Below are 22041 nucleotides of genomic sequence, written 5' to 3' on the forward strand. Positions count from 1 at the left end.
GAGCCGGGGAAACCCGGCTTTTTGCTATCTGACATTCTCTATTCTGAACCTGTGGGTTCGGCGCTAAACTGCCTGCCCCGAATGCCACGGCGAAAACGAGGCTCACGCATGCAGTATCGCGACTTGCGCGACTTTATCAGCGGCCTGGAACAGCGCTCGGAACTCAAGCGCATCCAGGTTCCGGTGTCCCCAGTGCTGGAAATGACCGAGGTCTGCGATCGCACCTTGCGTGCCAAAGGCCCGGCCCTGCTGTTTGAAAACCCCACCGGTTATGACATCCCCGTGCTCGGCAACCTGTTCGGCACCCCCGAGCGCGTGGCCCTGGGCATGGGCGCCGAGGCGGTCAGCGAACTGCGCGAGATCGGCAAGCTGCTGGCGTTCCTCAAGGAGCCGGAGCCGCCCAAGGGGCTCAAGGACGCCTGGTCCAAGCTGCCGATCTTCCGCAAGATCATTTCCATGGCGCCCAAGGTGGTCAAGGATGCGGTGTGCCAGGAAGTGGTGATCGAAGGCGACGACGTCGACCTTGGCATGCTGCCGGTGCAGACCTGCTGGCCGGGCGATGTCGGCCCGCTGATCACTTGGGGCCTGACCGTGACCAAGGGCCCGAACAAGGACCGGCAGAACCTGGGTATCTATCGTCAGCAGGTGATCGGCCGCAACAAGGTGATCATGCGCTGGCTGAGCCACCGCGGCGGCGCGCTGGATTACCGCGAGTGGTGCGAGAAGCACCCGGGCCAGCCGTTCCCGGTGTCGGTGGCGCTGGGCGCGGACCCGGCGACCATTCTCGGCGCCGTGACCCCGGTGCCGGACAGCCTTTCCGAATACGCCTTTGCCGGCCTGCTGCGGGGCAACCGCACTGAGCTGGTGAAGTGCCGCGGTAACGACCTGCAGGTTCCGGCCACGGCTGAAATCATCCTTGAAGGGGTGATCCATCCCGGCGAGATGGCCGATGAAGGCCCGTACGGCGACCACACCGGCTACTACAACGAGGTCGACAGCTTCCCGGTGTTCACCGTGGAGCGCATCACCCACCGCATCAAGCCGATCTACCACAGCACCTACACCGGCCGGCCGCCCGATGAGCCGGCGATCCTCGGCGTCGCGCTGAACGAAGTCTTCGTGCCGATCCTGCAGAAGCAGTTTCCGGAAATCACCGACTTCTACCTGCCGCCCGAAGGCTGTTCCTACCGCATGGCGGTGGTGACCATGAAGAAGCAGTACCCGGGCCACGCCAAGCGGGTCATGCTGGGTGTCTGGTCGTTTTTGCGACAGTTCATGTACACCAAGTTCGTTATCGTCACCGACGACGATATCAATGCCCGGGACTGGAACGATGTGATCTGGGCCATCACCACGCGCATGGACCCCAAGCGCGACACGGTGATGATCGACAACACCCCGATCGACTACCTCGACTTCGCCTCGCCGGTGTCTGGCCTGGGTTCGAAGATGGGGCTCGATGCGACTCACAAGTGGCCTGGAGAAACCACCCGAGAGTGGGGCCGGGTCATCGTCAAGGATGAGGCGGTCACCCGCCGGATCGATGCCATCTGGAATCAGTTAGGAATAGATTGATGCGTGTAACCTTGCAGCCCTCCGGAGCCGTGCTTGAGACGCTGCCCGGCGAGCGGATTCTCGATGCGGCGCGGCGCCTGGGCTATGAATGCCCGCAGAGCTGCCGCAATGGCAACTGTCATGTCTGTGCGGCGCTGCTGGTGGAGGGCAGCGTGCAGCAAGCTGGCGACGTGCGTGATCACGGCGAGTTCTACACTTGCATTGCAGAGCCGCTGGAAGACTGCATCGTGCTGTGGGATGGCGTCCTTGCGCTGGGAGAATTGCCGGTGCGCAGCCTGTCGTGTCAGCTTACTGAATGCCTGGAGGTCGGCGGCGATGTCTGGCGGGTCAGGCTGCGGGCACCGGCCGGCAAGCCGCCGCGCTATCACGCCGGGCAGTACCTGATGCTGGAGCGGGACAACGGTGAGAAGTCGGCCTTTTCCCTGGCATCGGCGCCTCACAGCGGGCGAGATCTGGAACTGCATGTGCTGGTGCGCGAGAACAGTGCGCAAAGCCTGATGGAGCAACTGCAGCGCAACCGCATGGCTCGGGTGCAGTTGCCTTTTGGCGACACCCACCTGGCCGAGTTGCCGGATGGGCCGCTGGTGCTGATCGCCGCCGGTACCGGCATGGCGCAGATGCACAGCCTGATCGAGCATTGTCGGGCCGCCGGCTTCAAGCATCCGGTGCACCTGTACTGGGGCGTGCGCCGGCCGGAAGATTTCTACCAGCTGGAACACTGGGACGAGTGGCAGCAACTGCCCAACCTCTACCTGCACAAAGTGGTCAGCGACCTGTGTGGCTGGGAGGGGCGCTGCGGCATGCTGCATGAAGCGGTGTGCGAGGACATTACCGACCTGTCGGCGGTACACGTTTACGCCAGCGGCTCGCCGGCGATGATCTACGCCACCCTGGATGCGCTGGTGAGTGCCGGGATGGATGCCCACCAAATGCGCGCCGACGTGTTTGCCTACGCCCCGCGGCCCTGACTGCATCGGGCCTGCGCGGCGCGTTATAACTCCGTATATAGCCTATCGGTATTTATCTAATTAAATAAATGCCGGTAGGTTATATATAAGCCTCCAACTTAAGTGCCACTGCTTAGTGGCACTTAACTTGCCTTGAAACTCATGTGTCTTGCAGTTACTGCCAAGCGTTCTATTAAGTAACTTCTTTTACGCGGGGAGCCGAACGCTATTCGCCATGACAGCCCTTGAATCCAGTTATCTGAATCTGGCTTACCCTCCACGGCTCGATCTGGGCCCGCAGCTGACGCACGACCAACTTCGCAGTTCCATGCAATCCACCATGGCCCGGCACAAGGGTGGGCCGGTGTGGCTGTTCGCCTACGGTTCACTGATCTGGCGGCCGGAATGCTCGGCGGTCGAACGCAAGCGGGGCAGAGTGCATGGTTATCATCGCGGGCTGTACCTGTGGTCCCACGAGCATCGCGGCACGCCGGAGCTGCCGGGGCTGGTGTTCGGCCTGGATCGTGGCGGCTCCTGCAGCGGCTTCGCCTATCGGCTGCCGGAAGAGCATCTGGACGCCTCGCTGTACGCCCTGTGGCAGCGTGAAATGCCTTATCCCTCCTATCGCCCGCACTGGCTCAACTGCCGCCTTGAGGATGGCAGCCAGGTTCAGGCCCTGGGCTTTGTGCTGGAGCGGCACCTGCCCAGCTATGCCGGCAATCTGCCGGACGATGTGCTGAACCAGGTGTTCGAAAGCGCTTGCGGGCGGTATGGCACCACCCGCGATTATGTCGAACAGACGGTCCAGGCCCTGCGCAGCCACGCCATGCCGGATCGCAACCTGGAGGCGCGGCTCAAGCGCTGCAAGCGGGCGGACGCCCATTGAGGCCCTGTAGCCGGTCTTAGCGCACCTGCACCACGACCTTGCCCACCGCTCTGCGCTGGCCGAGATCATCGATGGCTCGCGCAGCCTCCGTCAGCGGATAGACCTGGGAGACCAGCGGCTTGAGCTTGCCCTCGGCGAACCAGCCGAACAGTTGCTGGAAGTTCGCCGCGTTGTCCTGGGGCTGGCGCTGGGCGAAGGAGCCCCAGAACACACCCACCACCGCTGCACCCTTGAGCAGGGCCAGGTTCACCGGTAGCTCGGGGATGCGCCCGCTGGCGAACCCCACCACCAGCAGCCGGCCGTTCCAGGCGATGGAGCGGATGGCCTGGTCGAACAGGTCGCCGCCCACCGGGTCGTAGATCACATCCGCGCCATTGCCGCCGGTCAGGCGCTTGATCTCGTCCTTCAGGCTGCTTTCGCTGTAGTTGATCAGCTCGTCGGCACCGGCGGCCTTGGCCACGGCGAGCTTTTCCGCGCTGCTGGCAGCGGCAATCACCCGGGCGCCCATGGCCTTGCCGATTTCCACGGCGGCCAGCCCGACCCCGCCCGAGGCACCAAGCACCAGCAAGGTTTCACCGGGCTGCAGGTTGCCGCGCTGCTTGAGGGCGTGCATCGAGGTGCCGTAGGTCATGCTGAAGGCGGCGGCTGTATTGAAGTCCATGGCGGCGGGAATCGGCAGCACGTTGTAACCGGGGACGGCCACCTGCTCGGCGAAGCTGCCCCAGCCGGTCAGGGCCATGACCCGGTCACCGGCCTTGAGGTGGCCGACCTTCTCACCCACTGCGCTGACCACGCCGGCCGCTTCGCCCCCCGGGGAGAAGGGGAATGGCGGCTTGAACTGGTACTTGCCCTCGATGATCAGGGTGTCCGGGAAGTTGACGCCTGCGGCATGCACTTCCAGCAGGATCTCGTTCTTCTTCGGCACGGGGCTTGCGACCTCTTCCAGCACCAGCATTTCGGCAGGGCCGAAGGCTTTGCACAGCACGGCTTTCATCAGGGCTATTCCTTTGGGAGTGGTGGCCGATAAGTGTAGGAGTGTGAATCAGGCGGTCAACGAGCATGCCCGGTCCTGATGACCAGCCATAAGCTTGTGCTTGGGCTCAGGCGGGCGGGCCTTTATGCTAGGCCGCAAACCGGATTAAGGAGCGAATTGTGAAAGCGTGGATCATGTTGCTGCTGGCCCTCTCCCTGCCCATGGCAGCGATGGCCGAAGAGGCCAAAGAAGGTGAAGCACCGAAAGTCAGCTACATCAGCCTGAACCCACCCTTCGTGGGCAACTACGGCCTGGACGGCGGCCCTAAACTCAAGGTCTACAAGGCCGACGTGGCCCTGCGAGTAACCGGCGACGCCTCGGCCCAGGCGGTCAAGGCCAACGAGCCGCTGATCCGCAACCAGTTGGTGGCGCTGTTCGCCCAGCAGACCAGCGACACCATGAATAACGTCGAAGCCAAGGAAAAGCTGCGCCAGGAAGCCCTCAAGCAGGTGCAGCAAGTCATGAACGACGAAACCGGCAAGCCGGTGGTGGAAGACCTGCTGTTCAACAACCTGATCATTCAGTAAGCCTGCCCCCGCTACAGGCGTAGGAGCTGGCTTGCCAGCGAAGGCGTCCCTGCGGCCCTTCGCCGGCAAACCGGCTCCTACGCGGTGTGGGTCATGAAGCCAGGCTCTTGCGAAAGCGCGCCAGGGCGATGGCGAAGAACACCAGGCCGATGGTCGCCAGGGCCAGCAGGTCGGGCCAGACCACACTGACTCCCGCATCGCGGAACAGGATCGCCGCGCTGAGGCTGACAAAGTGCGTCGACGGCGAACCCTGCATCACCCACTGCAGCCACTGCGGCATGCTGTCCAGCGGCGTACTGCCGCCGGACAGCAGCAGCATCGGGATGATCACCGGAATCGCCAGCAGGCCGAACTGCGGGGTCGAGCGGGCCAGGGTGGCGAGGAAGATCCCCAGGGCGGTACTGGCGAACAGATAGAGCGCGGTGACCATCAGGAACAGCGCCATGGACCCCGCCAGCGGCACCCCCAGCACACCTTTGACTATCACCTCCAGCGATACCCAGGTGCACAGCACCACCACCAGCATGTTGCTCCAGACCTTGGCCAGCATGATCTCCAGCGCTGTCAGCGGCAGCACCAGCAGGTGATCGAGAGTGCCGTGCTCGCGTTCGCGCAGCAGCGCGGTGCCGGTGAGCACGATGGCCAGGATGGTGATGTTGTTGACGATCTGGATCACCGCCAGGAACCAGCCGCCCTCCAGGTTGGTATTGAACAGGGCGCGGGTGGTCAGCAGTGCCGGGGCCTTGCTGGTGGCGTCCGCCTGGTTGGCGTAGGTGAGCAGCTCGCGCTGGAAGATCCGGCCGATGTAGCCGGCGCCCATGAAGGCCTGGCTCATGGCGGTGGCATCGACGTTGACCTGTACCGCAGGCTGGCGCCCGGCCAGCAAGTCGCTCTGGAAGTTGGCCGGGACATTGATCACAAAGGTGTACTGGCCGCTGTCCATCACCGAGTCCAGCTGGTCATAGGGCAGCGGCACCGGAGCCTGGAACTCGGGGGGTTGCAGCGCTTCGGCCAGTTGCCGGGAGAGGGCGCTGTGATCTTCGTCCACCAGGGCCACGCTGGCGTTGTGCACGCCGATCACCGAGCCGGCGGCGGGCAGGTAGATGGCCACGGTGAAGGCATACATCAAGAACAGCAGCAGCACGCTGTCGTGGCGCAGGCTGGTGAGCTCCTTCAAGCCCAGGCGCAGGATATGGGCGAGACGATTCATCAGACCTCCTGCTTTTTCAGCATGACCAGGCTGAGCCCGGTGAAACCAAGGAAAAAGCCCACCAGGGCCAGGCACTGGGGCCAGAGTTCGCGCAGGTCCAGGGCCTTGGTGAAGGTGCCGACGGCGATGTCGAGGAAGTAACCGGCGGGAAACAGCTGGCCCATGACCGCCGCCGAGCCTTCCAGGGACGAGCGCGGCACGATCAGCCCGGAAAACTGGATGGTGGGCAGGCTGGTGATGATCATGGTGCCCAGAATCGCTGCGATCTGAGTGCGGGTGAATGCCGAGATCAGCAGCCCCATGCTGGTGGTGGCCAGCACATAGAGCACGCCGCCCAGGGTCAGGGTCAGGCCGCTGCCCTTGAAGGGCACGCCGAACAGCCAGCGGTTCATGGCCACCAGCAGGGCCAGGTTGATCAGACTGACGGCCAGGTAGGGCGCCTGTTTGCCAAGGAGGAACTCCAGGCGGGTCAGGGGCGTGGCGTAGAAGTTGGTGATCGAGCCCAGCTCCTTTTCGCGGACGATGCCCAGGGCCGTGAGCATCGCCGGAATGAACGCCAGGATCAGCGCCATGACCCCGGGGCCGATGGCATTCACGCTGACCACGTCCTGGTTGTAGCGAAAGCGCGTTTCCAGCTTGGCCGCCGGCCTGGTGCTGAGGGCCGGGCTGCTTTGTTCCGCCAGCAGCTCGAGGTTGGCCTGGTGCACGGCCTCGACATAGTTGCGGCTGGTTTCCGCACGAAACGGCATGCCGCCATCCAGCCAGGCCGCCACCGCGGGCTGGCGTCCGGCATAGAGGTCACGGCCAAAGCCGGGAGGAATCTCCAGGGCCAGCTTGATCTCCGAGCGTTGCAGGCGCCGATGCAGTTCGGCGGAGCTGCGGATGGTCGGTTTCTCCTCGAAGTAGCGTGAGCTGCGGAAGGCTTCCAGGTAGGCACGGCTCTGTGGCGTCTGATCTTGGTCGTAGACGGCGAAGGCCAGTTTCTCCACGTCCAGGGAAATGCCATAGCCGAAGATCACCATCATGAAGATCGCCCCCAGCAGGGCGAAGCCCAGGCGCACTTTGTCCCGCAGCAGTTCCTTGCCCTCGCGGCTGGCCACCGCCAGCAGGCGCGCCAGGCTCAGGCCCGAACGCGGGGCGGCTAGGGTGCCGGCAGCGGTGGGGGTAGCCGCCTCCGGTGATGGCGCAGGTGTGTCCGGCGTGCCCTGGGCCTCTTCCAGGCAGCGGACGAAGGCGGCCTCCAGGGTGTCGCCGGCAAACTGTTGCTGCAGCGCCGCCGGGGTGTCGCAGGCCAGCACCTTGCCGGCGTGCATCAGCGAAATGCGGTCGCAGCGCTGGGCCTCGTTCATGAAGTGGGTGGACAGGAAGATGGTCACTCCCTGTTCCCGGGACAGCTCGATCAGCAGGCGCCAGAAGTCGTCTCGGGCCGCCGGGTCGACCCCGGAAGTGGGCTCGTCGAGGATCAGCACTTCCGGGCGGTGCAGCACTGCCACTGCCAGCGACAGGCGCTGGCGCAGGCCCAGAGGCAAGGCGCCGGACTGCTGCTCGGCAATCGCCCCGAGGTCGAAGCGCTGGATCAGTTCCTCGATGCGCGGGCCGCTTTCGGCTTTCGGCAGGTCGAACAGGCGGGCGTGCAGTTCCAGGTTCTGGCGCACGCTGAGCTCGCCATACAGGGAAAAGCTCTGGGACATGAAACCGACCCGCTTGCGGGTGGCCAGGTCCTTGGCGTCCACCGGGTTGCCCAACAGCTTGGCGCTGCCCTCGCTGGCGGGCATCAGCCCGGTGAGGACCTTCATGGTGGTGGTCTTGCCGCAGCCGTTGGAACCGAGGAAACCGAAGATCTCCCCGCGGCCGATGGCGAAGCTGACCTTGTTGACCGCGGTGAAGTCGCCGAAGCGCAGGGTCAGCTCATGGGCCTCGATGGCGATGTCCTGGTTGTCGCCGGAACGCGGCGGAATCACCAGGGGCTGGTTGTCATGACCGCTGTCGCCCTGGAAATGGGTGAAGGCGTCGTCCAGCTTGCCGCTGGCGGTGATCTGCGCCAGCTCCTGGCTCAGGCCCTGGGCGATCAACTTGCCCTGGTCGAGCATCAGGCAGTGCTCGAACTGTTCGGCCTCCTCCATGTAGGCGGTTGCCACCAGCAGGGTCAGTTGCGGGCGTTGCCGGCGTACGTCTTCGACCAATTCCCAGAAACGCCGGCGCGACAGGGGGTCGACCCCGGTGGTGGGCTCGTCGAGGATCAGCAGGTCCGGTTCGTGGATCAGCGCACAGCACAGGCCAAGCTTCTGCTTCATCCCGCCGGACAGCTTGCCCGCCGGGCGTTCGGCGAAGCGCAGCAGGTCGGTGGCCAGCAACAGGCTGTGCATGCGCTGTTCGCATTCATCCTTGGGCAGGCCGAACAGGGTGGCGAAGAAGCGGATGTTCTCGCTGATGGACAGCTCGGGATACAGGTTGCCCCCCAGGCCCTGGGGCATGAAGGCGATGCGCGGATAGAGGCTGCTGCGGTGGCGCCGTTGCGAGATCGGTCCGCCGAGCACGTCGAGCTCGCCCTGCTGAAGTTTCTTGACCCCGGCGATCAGCCCCAGAAGGCTCGACTTGCCGGCGCCGTCCGGGCCGATCAAGCCGCAGCGGGTGCCCGCTGGCAGGTTGAAACTGATGTCGCTCAGGGCCTGCTGTGAACCGTAGCGATGGCTGATGCCGTTCGCTTGCAGCGCCAGGGCGCTCATTGCAGGTTGGCCGGCCAGTCCACGGGGGCGGTGCGCACATAACCGGCGCCGGGCATGCCCGGTTTGGCCTGGGGCACGGCGGCGGGTTGAGTCAGGCGCACCTTGACCCGGAACACCAGCTTCTGGCGCTCGTCCCGGGTTTCCACCTCTTTGGGGGTGAATTGGGACTTGGCCGCGACGAAGCTGATCTTCGCCGGCAGGGGCTGGTTGGGCAGGGCGTCGAGGAGGATCCGCGACTCGTCGCCAACGGTCAGGCGGCCGGTGACCGAAGCCGGCAGGTAGAGGTTCATGTACTGGTCATTGGGGTCGATCAGCAGCAGCACACGGCCGCCGGCGCCCAGCACTTCGCCAGGTTCGGCCAGGCGCAGTTGGATGATGCCGTCGATGGGCGCCCGCAGGCTGCTGTCGTCGATTTCGCTGGTGAGCTGGGCAACCTGGGCCTGGGCGGCGCCGATGGCGGCCTTCACCGCTGCGACCTGGGCCTGGGCCGCCAGGACTGCTGCGTTGCCGGTGTTCAGGCGGGCCTGCTGCTGGTCGATGATCTGCTGGCTGGCGAAGCCGCGCTTGAACAGCTCCTGAGAGCGCCTGAGTTCCTGATTGGCCAGCAGCAGTTCGCTCTGGCGCAACTGCACATTGGCTTCGGCCGCGGACAGGTTCTCTCGGGCGCGCAGCACTTCGGCCTCGGCCTGATTGCGCTGGGCTTCCAGGGTGCGGGTGTCCATGCGTGCCAGCAACTGGCCTTGAAGCACCTTGTCGCCTTCGTTGACCCGCACTTCCGCCAGGCGCCCGGGAATCTTGCTGGCGATCTGCACTTCGGTGGCTTCGAGCCGGCCGTTGCCCATGCTCAGGCCTTCGGGCAGGCGATCCTGGAGGGATTTCCAGTAGCCGAAAGCACCGGCGGCGAGTAACAGAATCAACAGGGAAACAGCAAAAAGGCGGGAGGAACGGTGGTTCGTCGACATGTGTTCTGCGTCCTGCGGCAATAGCGTCCAAGTCTGACGGCTCAAGGCTTTCTACGGCTTGATGCCCGTCAAATGAAAGGGCCAAGCCTAAACCTATTGTTTGCAGGCTGCATGATGATCGGGGCAAAAAAACGTTCGGGCTGGCGCCGTGGACAGATCCGACTCCCGGCGCCAGGGGGGCTGGGTGGTCAGCGCAGGGCGAGTACGGCAGCCCATTGTTCGGCGGTGACCGGCATGACCGACAGGCGGCTGCCTTTGTGCACCAGAGGCATTTCGGCGAGAGCTGCCTGCTGCTTGAGGTAATCCAGGCGCAGCACCTTGGTGAAGGTTTCCACATGGGCCACGTCGATGGCGCTCCAGGCATTCTTTTCGGCACTGGATTTGGGGTCGAAGTAGACGCTGTCCGGCTCCAGGGCGGTGGGGTCCGGGTAGGCGGCCTTGATGATCCGGCCGATGCCGGCGATACCCGGTTCCGGGCAGCTGGAGTGGTAGAAGAAGAACTCGTCGCCTACCGCCATGGCGCGCAGGAAGTTGCGCGCCTGGTAATTGCGCACCCCGTCCCAACGGGCTTGGCCGAGTTGCTGCAAACCCTGGATCGAGAGTTCGTCGGGCTCGGATTTCATCAGCCAATAGGCCATCTTTCTTACCCTCCAAAGGGTGATTGGGCAGGTTGTCGGGCAATTTTATGACAAACCGACGGTCGGTTGACGTCAGCATTTGCGTGTCGGTTCACGTTATCGCAGAATGCCGGGATTTTAAGCTTGACGCTGCTGCATGGCCTGTTATGGAAACCATGCTTGGAGCGTGTGTGATTTGCCTGAGGGGGGGCAATCGATGAAACGCCAACCGGATTTACTATGGATTTTGGTTATTTTGTTCGGTTTGGGCGTTGTGACCACCGGTTATGCGCAGAGCTTATGGGCCAGCAAGACCGATGCTCCCATCGAAATCGCACAACAGCAGCCGCAGCCTTTCAAGCGCTGAACCCGCTCGGGTGCCGCTGATCGAACGCGGCACCTATCGAGCGAAGTACCATCCCCGATCCGTCACCGTACCGTGCAAGGGTACATCCCAACTGGCCTGGTCCAGCTTTCCGACTTTCTGACATTCATGGGCCAGCCCCAGCAGCTTCGGCTTGCGCCAGTTCTGGCGCCGCGCAAGGTAGGCCAGGCTGCGGTCATAAAAGCCGCCACCCATCCCCAGGCGTCCACCTTCTTCATCAAAGCCAACCAGGGGCAGCAGCACCAGATCCAGGGCCCAGACCTTGCGTTGCCGCGCGCAATTGACCCGGGGCTCGAGAATGCGAAAACGATTGGGCCGCAGCGTTTCTCCCGGGAGGACGCGCTGGAAAACCATCTTGGTCCGGGGCCAGGCGCTGAGCACCGGCAGGTAGGTGGCCTTGCCCCGGCGCTGGGCGGCACGCAGCAGCAGGCGCGGGTCGATTTCACCGTCGGTGGGCAGATACAGGGACAGGTGCCGTGCCCGACGAAACACCGGGTCCTGGGCCAGTTGGCGGTACAGGCCAAGGGCTGCCTGGCGTTGCTCGGCAGGGCTCAGGGCGCGACGGGCCTTGCGCAGCATGCGGCGAAGTTGCGGGCGGGAAAGCGGCGCAGGTTCGGTCATGAAAGAGGCTATGAGAAGGTCGGATTTGGCAGAACAGCCTACCCGGAAAAACCAATGCCAGCATGGATAACTGGCATTGGCTGACAATTCAGGCTCCCCAGGCGAACCGCTGTCGACTTAGCCCTTGAACCCGAAAGTTCAAGGCGGAAGATGCAGCAGGCTTTAAGGCTTTCCGTCTAGCGGACATGCACACCAGCCCAACGTGCAACTTCCAGGGTAGTGCGAATCGGCTCAGGGACATCGCCAACTGGCAAGCACCCCAGGGAGTGGCGGGAGTATACCGCAACCGCTGTCAGGAATCAGCTTTGCTTGTGTCCGAATCGGTGGCCAGAACCAGGTCAACACGCTCCAGCAGATCCCTCACCTGTTCCCGGGTGGTGGCGCTGGCCTGCACATCCGGACGCTCCTGGCGGTGCAGCAGGTCGTGGGTGATGTTCAGGGCGGCCATGACCGCGATGCGATCGGCGCCGATGACTTTGCCGCTGCTGCGGATCTCGCGCATCTTGCCGTCCAGGTAACGGGCGGCGCTCACCAGATTGCTGCGCTCTTCCTGGGGGCAGATGATCGAATACTCTTTGTCGAGGATCTGCACGGTAACGCTATTGCTTGAACTCATGAGTCTTGCTCCAGGGCCTTGAGGCGCGAAATCATCGATTCGACCTTACGCCGGGCGATTTCGTTTTTTTCAATGAGGTGCGCGCGTTCCTCGCGCCAGGTCTTTTCCTGAGCTAATAAGAGTGCGTTTTGACTCTTTAGTTGCTCGACCCGGGTAATAAGCAGTTCGAGTCTGGCCATCAGTGCGTGCAGGTCGGTGTCTTCCATTGTGTCCCACTGAAGTTGGTCTGATGAGTGGCAACTGGCTGGGCAGCGCCTCAATGGCCTGAGCAGTCGTGGCGCATCTGGCGTTGTCCGGTCGGCAATCTGTCTGTCGCCCGAGGCCCTGCGGGCCACTGTAACGGGGCGCAAAGCACAACGCGGCGCTGGCAATGAATGATGACACGCCCTACGATACAAGGCCTTCATTCTAGACATTGCGCCGCTTGGCGCCTAGCTGCCCATGCCCATTCAGAATTCCCCGTACAACGCCTTCGCCACCCTGCTCAGCAGCAGCGGTCATCCTGTTTCTCCTGCCGAGCTGCACGGCCTGTTGCTGGGTCGCAGCTGCGCCGGCGCCGGCTTCGAAGTCGACGGCTGGCTGGTGGACGCCGCCGAACTGCTCGAAGGCGAGCCGCAAGACAACGTGCGCAGCGCCTTGATCGGCCTGCAGGAGATGGTCAAGGGCGAGCTCACCAGCGATGACATGACCGTGGTCCTGCTGCTGCCCAGCGACGACGCACCCCTGGCCGAGCGTGCCGCTGCCCTGGGCCAGTGGTGCCAGGGCTTCCTCGCCGGTTTCGGCCTCAACTCCCGCGACAGCAGTGCCCTGAGCGTCGAGGCCACGGAAGTGTTGCAGGACCTTGCAGCCATTGCTCAGGTCCAGGACGCGCTGGAGGAATCCGATGACGGTGAAAGCGACTACATGGAAGTGATGGAGTACCTGCGGGTTGCGCCTCTGCTGCTATTCACCGAGACCAACAAGACCGTTGCGCCGGCTGCCAAGCCTTCTCTGCACTGACTGACAGGGAACTGCGTCCGCCCATGATTCATATCCCGAAAGCGGAATACAGCCGTCGCCGCAAGGCGCTCATGGCGCAGATGGAGCCCAACAGCATCGCGATCCTGCCGGCGGCGGCCGTGGCCATTCGCAATCGCGATGTGGAGCACGTCTACCGCCAGGACAGCGATTTCCAGTACCTCAGCGGGTTTCCCGAGCCCCAGGCGGTGATCGTGCTGATCCCCGGCCGGGAGCACGGCGAGTACGTGCTGTTCTGTCGCGAGCGCAACCCGGAGCGCGAACTCTGGGACGGATTGCGGGCCGGCCAGGAGGGCGCGATTCGCGACTACGGTGCCGATGACGCATTTCCCATCACCGATATCGACGACATCCTGCCGGGCCTGATCGAAGGCCGCGACCGGGTTTACTCGGCCATGGGCAGCAACCCCGAATTCGACCGTCACCTGATGGACTGGATCAACGTGATCCGCTCTAAAGCGCACCTCGGCGCCCAGCCGCCGAACGAATTCGTTGCCCTGGATCATCTGCTGCACGACATGCGCCTGTATAAATCGGCGGCAGAAGTGAAGGTGATGCGCGAGGCCGCACGGATTTCCGCCCAGGCCCATATCCGCGCAATGCAGGCCAGCCGTCCCGGGTTGCATGAGTTCAGCCTGGAAGCCGAGCTGGATTACGAATTCCGCAAGGGCGGGGCGAAGATGCCGGCCTATGGCTCGATCGTCGCGGCGGGCCGCAACAGCTGCATCCTGCATTACCAACAGAATGACGCCGTGCTCAGGGACGGTGACCTGGTGCTGATCGACGCCGGTTGCGAGATCGACTGCTATGCCAGCGATATCACCCGCACCTGGCCGGTCAACGGCAAGTTTTCGCCGGAGCAGAAGGCGATCTACGAACTGGTGCTGGCTTCCCAGGAAGCGGCGTTTGCCCAGATCGCCCCGAACAAGCACTGGAACCAGGCTCATGAGGCGACGGTCCAGGTGATCACCGCCGGCCTGGTGCAACTGGGCCTGCTGGAAGGCGATGTGGACCAGCTGATTGCCAGCGAGGCCTACAAGACGTTCTACATGCACCGTGCCGGACACTGGCTGGGCATGGATGTACACGACGTCGGCGAGTACCGGGTCGGCGGCGAGTGGCGGGTGTTGGAGGTTGGCATGGCGCTGACCGTGGAGCCGGGCATCTACATATCCCCGGACAACCAGCAGGTAGCGAAGAAGTGGCGCGGCATCGGCGTGCGCATCGAGGACGACGTGGTAGTGACCAAGCAGGGCTGTGAAATTCTGACAGGTGGCGTGCCCAAGAGCGTGGCCGAGATCGAGGCCTTGATGGCCGCTGCGCGGACCCAGGCGTCATGAGCCGGGTCAATCTGGCCATCATCGGTGGCGGTCTGGTAGGCGCGAGCCTGGCCCTGGCGCTGCAGGCCGGGGCCAAGGCCCGGGGCTGGAAGATCGTGCTGATCGAGCCCTTCGCCCCGGGCGACAGTTTCCAGCCCAGCTACGACGCCCGCTCCTCGGCCCTGTCCTTTGGTGCCCGGCAGATCTACCAGCGGCTGGGGCTGTGGCAGACGATCTCCCGGCGTGCCGAGCCGATCAAGCAGATTCACGTGTCCGACCGTGGGCGGTTCTCCACCGCGCGCCTGTCGGCCATGGAAGAAGGGGTGCCGGCCCTGGGCTATGTGGTGGAAAACGCCTGGCTCGGCCAATGCCTGTGGCAAGGGCTGGACAAGGACGTGATCAGCTGGCGCTGCCCGGCCGAAGTCACCCGTCTGGAGCCCCTGGCAGGCGGCTATCGCCTGACCCTGAACGACGAAACCACCCTGGAATGCGATCTCGCCGTGCTGGCCGACGGCGGCCGCTCCGGCCTGCGCGAACAACTGGGCATCGGGGTCAAGAACCGCCCCTATAACCAGAGTGCGCTGATTGCCAACATCACCCCCAGCGAAGCCCACAACGGCATGGCCTTCGAGCGCTTCACCGACGATGGCCCAATGGCCTTGCTGCCGCTGCCGGATAATCGCTGTGCACTGATCTGGACCCGCCAGGGCATGGATGCACAGCGTCTGGCCGACCTGGACGAGCGCAGCTTCCTCAGTGAATTGCAGGGCGTGTTCGGCTACCGCCTGGGAACCCTGAAACAAGTCGGCGCCCGCCACCTCTACCCGCTGTCCCTGGTGGAAGCCGAGGAACAGGTGCGCCCCCACTTGGTGGTGCTGGGCAATGCGGCCCACAGCCTGCATCCGATCGCCGGCCAGGGCTTCAACCTGTCACTGCGCGATGCCCAGGCCCTGGCGGACGCGTTGTTGGCCAGCGAAGCACTGCCGGGGGATTTTGCCGTGCTGCAGGCCTACTGCGAACGTCAGCGCCTGGACCAGAACCTGACCGTGGGCTTCTCCGATCAGGTCACCCGGCTGTTCGGCAGCAAACTGCCGCTGCTGTCCGTGGGGCGCAACCTGGGCTTGCTCGGCCTGGACCTGCTGCCACCGGCCAAACGCTGGTTCGCTCGCCAGGCCATGGGCCTGGGCACTCGCCCGGATGCGTGACTGGCTGACCCGGCGGTTCGGCAAGGCCCGCCTGTTGCGCTGGGTGTTGAACCTGTACCCGCCCTACCTCGGGGCTGGCGTGCGGGTTCGGCACATCAGTGCGGATTTCCGTGACGTCCAGGTCTGCATGGGCCTGGGCTTGTACAACCGCAACTATGTCGGCACCCAGTTCGGCGGCAGCCTGTATTCCATGGTGGACCCGTTCTTCATGCTGATGCTGATGGAGAACCTGGGTCCCGGCTACATCGTCTGGGACAAGGCCGCGACCATCGATTTCATCGCCCCGGGCAGAGGGCCGGTGTTTGCCCGGCTCAGTATCGACCAGGCGCTGCTCGACGATGTTCGCCAGCAGACCGCAACGGGCGAGAAGTACCTGCCGCAGTGGCAGGTAGAGATTCATGACGGCTCCGGCACCCTGGTGGCGCGGGTCGATAAAACCCTTTATGTGCGGCTCAAGCCGCCAGTGAGACAGGCCTAAAGCATGGAAATGCGCGCAGATGTGCTGATTGTCGGAGCCGGAATGGTCGGCAGTGCCTTGGCGTTGGCGTTGCAGGGCAGCGGCCTGGAAGTGCTGCTGCTCGATGGCGGTTCCCTGAGTGTCAAACCCTTCGATGACCAGGCGCCGTTCGAGCCTCGGGTCAGTGCCTTGTCGGCGGCCAGCCAGCGCATCCTGGAGCGCCTGGGCGCCTGGGACGGCATTGCCCGACGCCGTAGCAGCCCCTACTGCGACATGCAGGTCTGGGACGGCAGCGGCACCGGGCAGATCCACTTCTCGGCGTCCAGCGTGCATGCCGAGGTGCTGGGTCATATCGTCGAGAACCGGGTGGTTCAGGACGCCTTGCTCGAGCGTCTGCATGAATGCGATATCGGCCTGCTGGCCAATGCCCGTCTGGAGCAGATGCGCCGCTCCGGCGACGACTGGCTGCTGACCCTGGCGGATGGCCGGCAACTGCGTGCGCCGCTGGTGATCGCTGCCGATGGCGCCAACTCGGCCGTGCGCCGGCTCACCGGTTGTACCACTCGCGAGTGGGATTACTTGCATCACGCCATCGTCACCAGCGTGCGCAGCAGCCAGCCTCACCAATTGACCGCCTGGCAGCGCTTCACCGATACCGGCCCGCTGGCCTTCCTGCCCCTGGTACGGGACGGGCAGCATGATTGGTGTTCGATTGTCTGGTCGACCACCCCGAGTGAGGCCGAGCGCCTGATGGCGCTGGACGACGAGAGCTTCTGCGCCGAACTGGAGCGCGCCTTCGAAGGCCGCCTGGGTTCGGTGATCAGCGCCGACCCGCGGCTCTGCGTGCCGTTGCGCCAACGCCATGCCAAGCGCTATGTGGCCGAAGGCCTGGCGCTGATCGGCGACGCCGCCCACACCATCCACCCGTTGGCGGGGCAGGGGGTCAACCTGGGCTTCCTCGATGCCGCCGTGCTGGCCGAAGTGCTGCTGCAAGCGGCCAGCCGCGGCGAGCGCCTGGCCGAGGTCAAGGTGCTGAGCCGCTTCGAGCGCCGGCGCATGCCCCACAACCTGGCGCTGATGGCGGCCATGGAGGGCTTCGAGCGGCTGTTCCAGGCCGACCCGTTGCCCATGCGCTGGCTGCGCAACACCGGCCTCAAGGTGATCGACCAGATGCCCGAGGCCAAGGCCCTGTTCGTGCGCCAGGCCCTGGGCCTGAGCGGCGACTTGCCGGAACTGGCCAGAGCCTAGGCGCCGGCTTGCTGGCCAAGCGTCGCGAGGACGAGCCTACGCAACATCTGGTAACTCCTCAGCGCCGGGTTCGGTTGAGATGGCAAATGGGAGTCCTTATCATTTCGCCTCACTTTGAAATCGAGAGACCGCTCCCATGTTGGCACCGAAGCGTCTACTGACCGCCCTGGCCCTCACACTCATCGGTGGCACCGCCTACGCCGCCGATGAAGTCGTGGTCTACTCCTCGCGTATCGATGAGCTGATCAAGCCGGTGTTCGATGCCTACACCCAGAAGACCGGGGTGAAGATCAAGTTCATCACCGACAAGGAAGCGCCGCTGATGCAGCGGATCAAGGCCGAGGGCGAGAACGCCACCGCCGACCTGCTGCTCACCGTGGATGCCGGCAACCTCTGGCAGGCCGAGCAGATGGGCATCCTGCAGCCGTTCACCTCCAAGGTCATCGACAGCAACATTCCCCTGCAATACCGCTCCTCCAACCACGCCTGGACCGGCCTGAGCCTGCGGGCGCGGACCCTGGCCTACTCCACCGACCGGGTCAAACCTTCAGAACTGACCACCTATGAAGCCCTGGCGGACAAGCAGTGGGAAGGCCGCCTGTGCCTGCGCACGGCGAAGAAGGTCTACAACCAGTCGCTGACCGCCACGCTGATCGAGACCCACGGTGCCGAGAAGACCGAAGAGATCATCAAGGGTTGGGTCAACAACCTGTCTACCGATGTGTTCTCCGACGACATCGCGGTGCTCGAGGCGATCAACGCCGGGCAATGCGACGTCGGCATCGTCAACACCTACTACTACGGCCGCCTGCACAAGCAGAAACCGAACCTGGCGGTGAAGCTGTTCTGGCCGAACCAGGGCGATCGCGGGGTGCACGTCAACCTGTCGGGCATCGGCCTGACCAAACACGCACCGCACCCGGAAGCGGCCAAGGCCCTGGTGGAATGGATGACCACGCCTGAGGCGCAGAAGATCTTTGCCGACGTCAACCAGGAGTTCCCGGCCAACCCGGCGGTAGCGCCTTCCGCGGAAGTGGCCAGCTGGGGCAAGTTCGTAGCCGACACCCTGCCGGTTGAAATCGCCGGCAAGCGCCAGGCCGAAGCCATTCGCCTGATGGACCGCGCTGGCTGGAACTGAGCCTGCCGTTATACTGCGCCCCGCTTTTGCGGGGCGTTTTCTTTAGCGGCTGGGCTTTAGTGGCGAGGGAGCTGGCTCCCGTTCCACCGCGCAGCGGTGGCAAGCCCTGAATACGTGATTCAACTGGCGTAACGTGGTTGAAGCCGTTGGGGCGGCCATGGCGCCCAGCGGGTGCGGCTCTCCCGCCCCACGCGTTTTGCGCAAGTATTTTTGTCTGTTCCACCTGCCCGAGAGTTTTTTGTGGCCCATCCCGCTCAACGTCGCTGGTACCCCCTGGTCTTTGCCGTAGCGGCCCTGGTCCTTTTGCCGCTGAGCGTGCTGCTATTGTCCTGGCAGGCCATCGACCAGCAGATCTGGTCCCACCTGTGGGACACGCAAATGCCGCGGCTGTTGGGCAATACCCTGACCCTGGTGCTTGGGGTGGGCGTTGGCGTCACGCTGCTGGGCGTGAGCCTGGCCTGGCTCACCAGTCTCTGCGAGTTTCCCGGACGGCGCTGGCTGGACTGGGCCTTGATGCTGCCCTTTGCGATCCCGGCCTATGTGCTGGCCTTCGTCTTTGTCGGCCTGCTGGATTTTTCCGGGCCGGTGCAAAGCCTGCTGCGGGAATGGTTCGGCAGCGGCCTGCGACTGCCGCGGGTACGTTCCACCGGTGGGGTGATCCTGGTGCTGGTGCTGGTGTTCTATCCCTATGTCTACCTGCTGGCGCGCAACGCCTTCCTGGCCCAGGGCAAGGGGTTGATGGAGGCAGCGCGGGTCCTCGGGCAATCGCCCTGGCAGGCATTCTGGCGGGTGGCGCTGCCCATGGCGCGGCCGGCCATCGGCGCCGGGGTGGCCCTGGCGCTGATGGAAACCCTGGCGGATTTCGGTGCGGTGTCGGTGTTCAACTTCGATACCTTCACCACCGCTATCTACAAGACCTGGTACGGCTTCTTCAGCCTTTCCAGCGCCGCCCAGCTGGCCAGCCTGCTGCTGCTGGCGGTGATGCTGGTGCTGTACGGCGAGCGCCGCGCCCGTGGCGCCAGCCGTACCGGTAACGAGCGGCCCCGGGGCAAGGCGCTGTACCACTTGCGCGGGCTCAAGGCGTTGGCGGCCACGGGCTGGTGCCTGCTGGTATTCACCTGTGCCTTCGTGATTCCGCTGCTGCAGTTGCTGGCGTGGTTCTGGCAGCGCGGGCGCTTCGACCTGGATGAGCGGTATGCCGGCTTGATCATCCACACCCTGTACCTGGGCGGCATGGCGGCGCTGATCACTGTCAGTGTGGCTCTGCTCCTGGCCTTTGCCCGACGCCTGGCGCCGACCCGGGGCATCCGCGCCGGGGTCAGCCTGGCCAACCTGGGCTACGCCTTGCCCGGCTCGGTACTGGCGGTATCGATCATGCTGGCCTTCAGTTACCTGGATCGCGAGCTGGTGATCCCGCTGTCCGGCTGGTTGGGCGGGGCCGGCAAGCCGCTGCTGCTGGGCAGCCTGTCCGCCTTGCTGCTGGCCTATCTGGTGCGTTTTATCGCCGTGGCCTACGGGCCGCTGGAAAACAGCCTGGAGCGGATCCGCCCGTCGCTCCCCGAAGCGGCGCGCAGCCTGGGGGTCGCTGGCCCGCGACTGTTTTTCAAAGTGTATCTGCCGTTGTTGCTGCCCGGGACCTTGAGCGCCGCCTTGCTGGTGTTCGTCGATGTGCTCAAGGAAATGCCCGCCACCTTGCTGATGCGCCCGTTTGGCTGGGACACGCTGGCGGTGCGGATCTTCGAGATGACCAGTGAAGGGGAGTGGGCCCGGGCCTCGCTGCCGGCACTGACCCTGGTGCTGGTGGGCCTGCTGCCGGTGATTGGCCTGATCCGCCGCTCGGCCCATCGAATCGGTTAGGTGCCAGCCTTGCACCTTGCAGCTACAATGCGCGGCATTCGGTGCGGCCTGTTGTTTGGCCGGGACGCTGAAATCGGCTGAAAGCCATCTATTTCAAGGCTTTCACACCAACAGCGCCAGTCCGCACCCTCGCCACGCCCGGAAGGAGAAACCCATGGGACAGCGTACGCCTCTGTATGACCTGCATCTCGCCCTCGGCGCGAAAATGGTCGATTTTGGCGGTTGGGATATGCCCTTGCATTACGGCTCGCAGGTCGAGGAGCACCATCAGGTGCGACGTGATTGCGGTGTGTTCGATGTATCCCACATGACCGTGATCGATGTCAGCGGTACCCAGGCCAAGGCCTGGCTCCAGCTGTTGCTGGCCAATGATGTCGAACGCCTGCACAACCCCGGCCAGGCTCTGTACAGCACCATGCTCAATGAACGGGGCGGCATCGTTGACGACATGATCGTCTATCGCCTCGAAGACGCTTATCGCCTGGCGCTCAATGCCGCCACCCGTGATCAGGACCTGGCCTGGATGCAGGCGCAGCTGGGGGATTTCCAGGTGCAGCTGCACGAGCGCCCGGAGCTGGCGATGCTGGCGATCCAGGGCCCTCAGGCGCGGCACAAGATTGCCGAGCTGGTGACCCAGTCCCGCGGCACCCTGATCCAGCAGCTCAAGCCATTCGAAGCCGGCTTTGACGGCGACTGGTTCATTGCCCGGACCGGCTACACCGGCGAGGACGGTCTGGAGATCGTCCTCCCTGCCGACCAGGCCCCGGCCTTCTTCAACGACCTGGTGGGGGCGGGGATCTCGCCCATCGGCCTGGGCGCCCGGGACACCCTGCGCCTGGAGGCCGGCATGAACCTCTATGGCCAGGACATCCATCAGGATGTCTCGCCCCTGGCGGCGAACATGGCCTGGAGCATTGCCTGGGAACCGGCGTCACGCCAGTTCATCGGTCGCAGTGCCCTGGAAGCCGAACGGGCGGCCGGGGTGAAGCAGAAACTGGTGGGCCTGGTGCTCGAAGAACGCGGGGTTTTACGCGCTCATCAGGTGGTTCGTATCGCCGATGTTGGCGAAGGTGAGATCACCAGTGGTAGTTTCTCCCCTACGCTGAGCAAATCGATCGCACTGGCGCGGGTGCCGATGGCCACCGCCGACCGTGCCGAAGTGGAAATCCGCGGCAAGTGGTACCCGGTCCGGGTGGTCAAACCCACCTTCGTGCGCCACGGCAAAACCCTGATCTAACTATTTCCAGCAGGCATTGCGCCGCTGACACTTCTTCTTGAGGACACAGAACATGAGCGATATCCCTGCCCACCTGCGTTTTGCCGACAGTCACGAATGGGCCCGCCTGGAAGCCGACGGCAGCGTGACCGTAGGTATTAGCGACCACGCTCAGGAAGCCCTGGGCGATGTGGTTTTCGTCGAGCTGACTGAAGTCGGCAACGTGTTTGGCGCAGGGGACCAGGCCGGTGTGGTGGAGTCGGTGAAAGCCGCTTCCGACATCTATGCGCCGGTGGCCGGTGAAGTGATTGCGGTCAACGAAGAGCTGAGCGCCAGCCCCGAGCTGCTCAACAGCGATCCGTACGGTGCCTGGATCTTCAAGCTCAAGCCAAGCAACCCGGGCGATCTGGACAAGCTGCTGGACGCCGCCGGCTACAAGGCCGCCATCGGCGAGTAAGCCGTTCTCGCCGGCGCGTCCG

At 64.2% G+C, this 22041-nt stretch carries 22 protein-coding genes and 1 other RNA gene; 14 read left to right on the forward strand and 9 right to left on the reverse strand.

Features of this window, described 5'->3' with window-relative positions:
- Positions 1–108 precede the first annotated feature (108 nt).
- The 3 genes from ubiD (at position 109) to AC07R1_RS12405 (ending at position 3408) form a co-directional block, all read left to right on the forward strand.
- Positions 109–1575, forward strand: coding sequence for a 4-hydroxy-3-polyprenylbenzoate decarboxylase (gene ubiD / locus AC07R1_RS12395; protein ID WP_011064155.1), 1467 nt, complete (start codon positions 109–111; stop codon positions 1573–1575).
- Positions 1575–2543, forward strand: a complete 969-nt coding sequence (locus tag AC07R1_RS12400; RefSeq protein WP_011064154.1) for a CDP-6-deoxy-delta-3,4-glucoseen reductase — start codon at positions 1575–1577, stop codon at positions 2541–2543. Before ubiD ends, AC07R1_RS12400 begins: the two co-directional genes overlap by 1 nt.
- A gap of 214 nt (positions 2544–2757) precedes the next feature.
- Positions 2758–3408, forward strand: a complete 651-nt coding sequence (locus AC07R1_RS12405; protein ID WP_404673693.1) for a gamma-glutamylcyclotransferase — start codon at positions 2758–2760, stop codon at positions 3406–3408.
- A gap of 16 nt (positions 3409–3424) precedes the next feature.
- Here AC07R1_RS12405 and AC07R1_RS12410 read toward each other — a convergent pair whose 3' ends face one another.
- Positions 3425–4402 carry an NADPH:quinone oxidoreductase family protein gene (locus tag AC07R1_RS12410; protein WP_495110567.1) on the reverse strand — a complete coding sequence of 326 codons (978 nt, stop codon included), beginning with the start codon at positions 4400–4402 and terminating at the stop codon, positions 3425–3427.
- A gap of 158 nt (positions 4403–4560) precedes the next feature.
- On the opposite strand from AC07R1_RS12410, the gene AC07R1_RS12415 reads away from it, so the two are divergent.
- On the forward strand, positions 4561–4968 hold the full coding sequence (locus tag AC07R1_RS12415; RefSeq protein WP_011064151.1) for a flagellar basal body-associated protein FliL: 408 nt from the start codon (positions 4561–4563) through the stop codon (positions 4966–4968).
- 91 nt (positions 4969–5059) lie between these two features.
- Here AC07R1_RS12415 and AC07R1_RS12420 read toward each other — a convergent pair whose 3' ends face one another.
- The 4 genes from AC07R1_RS12420 to AC07R1_RS12435 all read right to left on the reverse strand — a co-directional run bounded on the left by AC07R1_RS12420 (position 5060) and on the right by AC07R1_RS12435 (position 10504).
- Positions 5060–6178: an ABC transporter permease gene (locus AC07R1_RS12420; RefSeq protein WP_015637435.1), complete on the reverse strand. Its 1119-nt coding sequence runs from the start codon at positions 6176–6178 to the stop codon at positions 5060–5062.
- Positions 6178–8904: a ribosome-associated ATPase/putative transporter RbbA gene (gene rbbA / locus AC07R1_RS12425; RefSeq protein ID WP_265577641.1), complete on the reverse strand. Its 2727-nt coding sequence runs from the start codon at positions 8902–8904 to the stop codon at positions 6178–6180. Before rbbA ends, AC07R1_RS12420 begins: the two co-directional genes overlap by 1 nt.
- Positions 8901–9866, reverse strand: coding sequence for an HlyD family secretion protein (locus AC07R1_RS12430; protein ID WP_015637433.1), 966 nt, complete (start codon positions 9864–9866; stop codon positions 8901–8903). Before AC07R1_RS12430 ends, rbbA begins: the two co-directional genes overlap by 4 nt.
- A 188-nt stretch (positions 9867–10054) precedes the next feature.
- Positions 10055–10504: an EVE domain-containing protein gene (locus AC07R1_RS12435; RefSeq protein WP_015637432.1), complete on the reverse strand. Its 450-nt coding sequence runs from the start codon at positions 10502–10504 to the stop codon at positions 10055–10057.
- 196 nt (positions 10505–10700) lie between these two features.
- Between AC07R1_RS12435 and AC07R1_RS12440 the strand changes: the two genes are divergently transcribed.
- Positions 10701–10850 carry a hypothetical protein gene (locus AC07R1_RS12440; RefSeq protein ID WP_015637431.1) on the forward strand — a complete coding sequence of 50 codons (150 nt, stop codon included), beginning with the start codon at positions 10701–10703 and terminating at the stop codon, positions 10848–10850.
- A gap of 33 nt (positions 10851–10883) precedes the next feature.
- Here AC07R1_RS12440 and AC07R1_RS12445 read toward each other — a convergent pair whose 3' ends face one another.
- The 4 genes from AC07R1_RS12445 to AC07R1_RS12460 all read right to left on the reverse strand — a co-directional run bounded on the left by AC07R1_RS12445 (position 10884) and on the right by AC07R1_RS12460 (position 12311).
- Positions 10884–11489: a 5-formyltetrahydrofolate cyclo-ligase gene (locus AC07R1_RS12445; protein ID WP_011064146.1), complete on the reverse strand. Its 606-nt coding sequence runs from the start codon at positions 11487–11489 to the stop codon at positions 10884–10886.
- A 90-nt stretch (positions 11490–11579) separates the two neighbouring features.
- A non-coding RNA gene (ssrS, locus tag AC07R1_RS12450) (6S RNA) lies at positions 11580–11758 on the reverse strand.
- Positions 11759–11781: 23 nt separating this feature from the next.
- Positions 11782–12105 (reverse strand): cell division protein ZapA, encoded by a 324-nt coding sequence (locus AC07R1_RS12455; protein WP_011064145.1) that lies wholly within the window; start codon positions 12103–12105, stop codon positions 11782–11784.
- Complete coding sequence (locus AC07R1_RS12460; RefSeq protein ID WP_011064144.1) at positions 12102–12311, reverse strand: TIGR02449 family protein; 210 nt, start codon at positions 12309–12311, stop codon at positions 12102–12104. Before AC07R1_RS12460 ends, AC07R1_RS12455 begins: the two co-directional genes overlap by 4 nt.
- Positions 12312–12546: 235 nt before the next feature.
- On the opposite strand from AC07R1_RS12460, the gene AC07R1_RS12465 reads away from it, so the two are divergent.
- From AC07R1_RS12465 to gcvH, 9 genes are all read left to right on the forward strand, one after another.
- Positions 12547–13104, forward strand: a complete 558-nt coding sequence (locus AC07R1_RS12465; RefSeq protein ID WP_011064143.1) for a YecA/YgfB family protein — start codon at positions 12547–12549, stop codon at positions 13102–13104.
- Positions 13105–13127: 23 nt separating this feature from the next.
- On the forward strand, positions 13128–14462 hold the full coding sequence (gene pepP, locus AC07R1_RS12470) for a Xaa-Pro aminopeptidase (RefSeq protein ID WP_011064142.1): 1335 nt from the start codon (positions 13128–13130) through the stop codon (positions 14460–14462).
- The gene (gene ubiH, locus AC07R1_RS12475) at positions 14459–15646 is read left to right on the forward strand and encodes a 2-octaprenyl-6-methoxyphenyl hydroxylase (protein ID WP_495110568.1); all 1188 of its coding nucleotides are present in this window, start codon (positions 14459–14461) and stop codon (positions 15644–15646) included. The genes pepP and ubiH overlap by 4 nt, the downstream gene beginning before the upstream one ends.
- Positions 15639–16124, forward strand: a complete 486-nt coding sequence (locus AC07R1_RS12480) for a DUF4442 domain-containing protein (RefSeq protein WP_410036760.1) — start codon at positions 15639–15641, stop codon at positions 16122–16124. Before ubiH ends, AC07R1_RS12480 begins: the two co-directional genes overlap by 8 nt.
- A gap of 9 nt (positions 16125–16133) precedes the next feature.
- Positions 16134–17351: a 2-octaprenyl-3-methyl-6-methoxy-1,4-benzoquinol hydroxylase gene (locus tag AC07R1_RS12485; RefSeq protein WP_019095409.1), complete on the forward strand. Its 1218-nt coding sequence runs from the start codon at positions 16134–16136 to the stop codon at positions 17349–17351.
- A 136-nt stretch (positions 17352–17487) separates the two neighbouring features.
- Positions 17488–18489, forward strand: a complete 1002-nt coding sequence (locus AC07R1_RS12490; RefSeq protein ID WP_011064138.1) for an extracellular solute-binding protein — start codon at positions 17488–17490, stop codon at positions 18487–18489.
- 240 nt (positions 18490–18729) lie between these two features.
- Positions 18730–20346 (forward strand): ABC transporter permease, encoded by a 1617-nt coding sequence (locus tag AC07R1_RS12495; protein WP_495110569.1) that lies wholly within the window; start codon positions 18730–18732, stop codon positions 20344–20346.
- Positions 20347–20500: 154 nt separating this feature from the next.
- Positions 20501–21583 (forward strand): glycine cleavage system aminomethyltransferase GcvT, encoded by a 1083-nt coding sequence (gene gcvT / locus AC07R1_RS12500; RefSeq protein ID WP_093405459.1) that lies wholly within the window; start codon positions 20501–20503, stop codon positions 21581–21583.
- 52 nt (positions 21584–21635) lie between these two features.
- Complete coding sequence (gene gcvH / locus AC07R1_RS12505; protein WP_011064135.1) at positions 21636–22019, forward strand: glycine cleavage system protein GcvH; 384 nt, start codon at positions 21636–21638, stop codon at positions 22017–22019.
- Positions 22020–22041: the final 22 nt, after the last annotated feature.

The organism is Pseudomonas sp. GW821-FHT07F01, assembly GCF_059418825.1.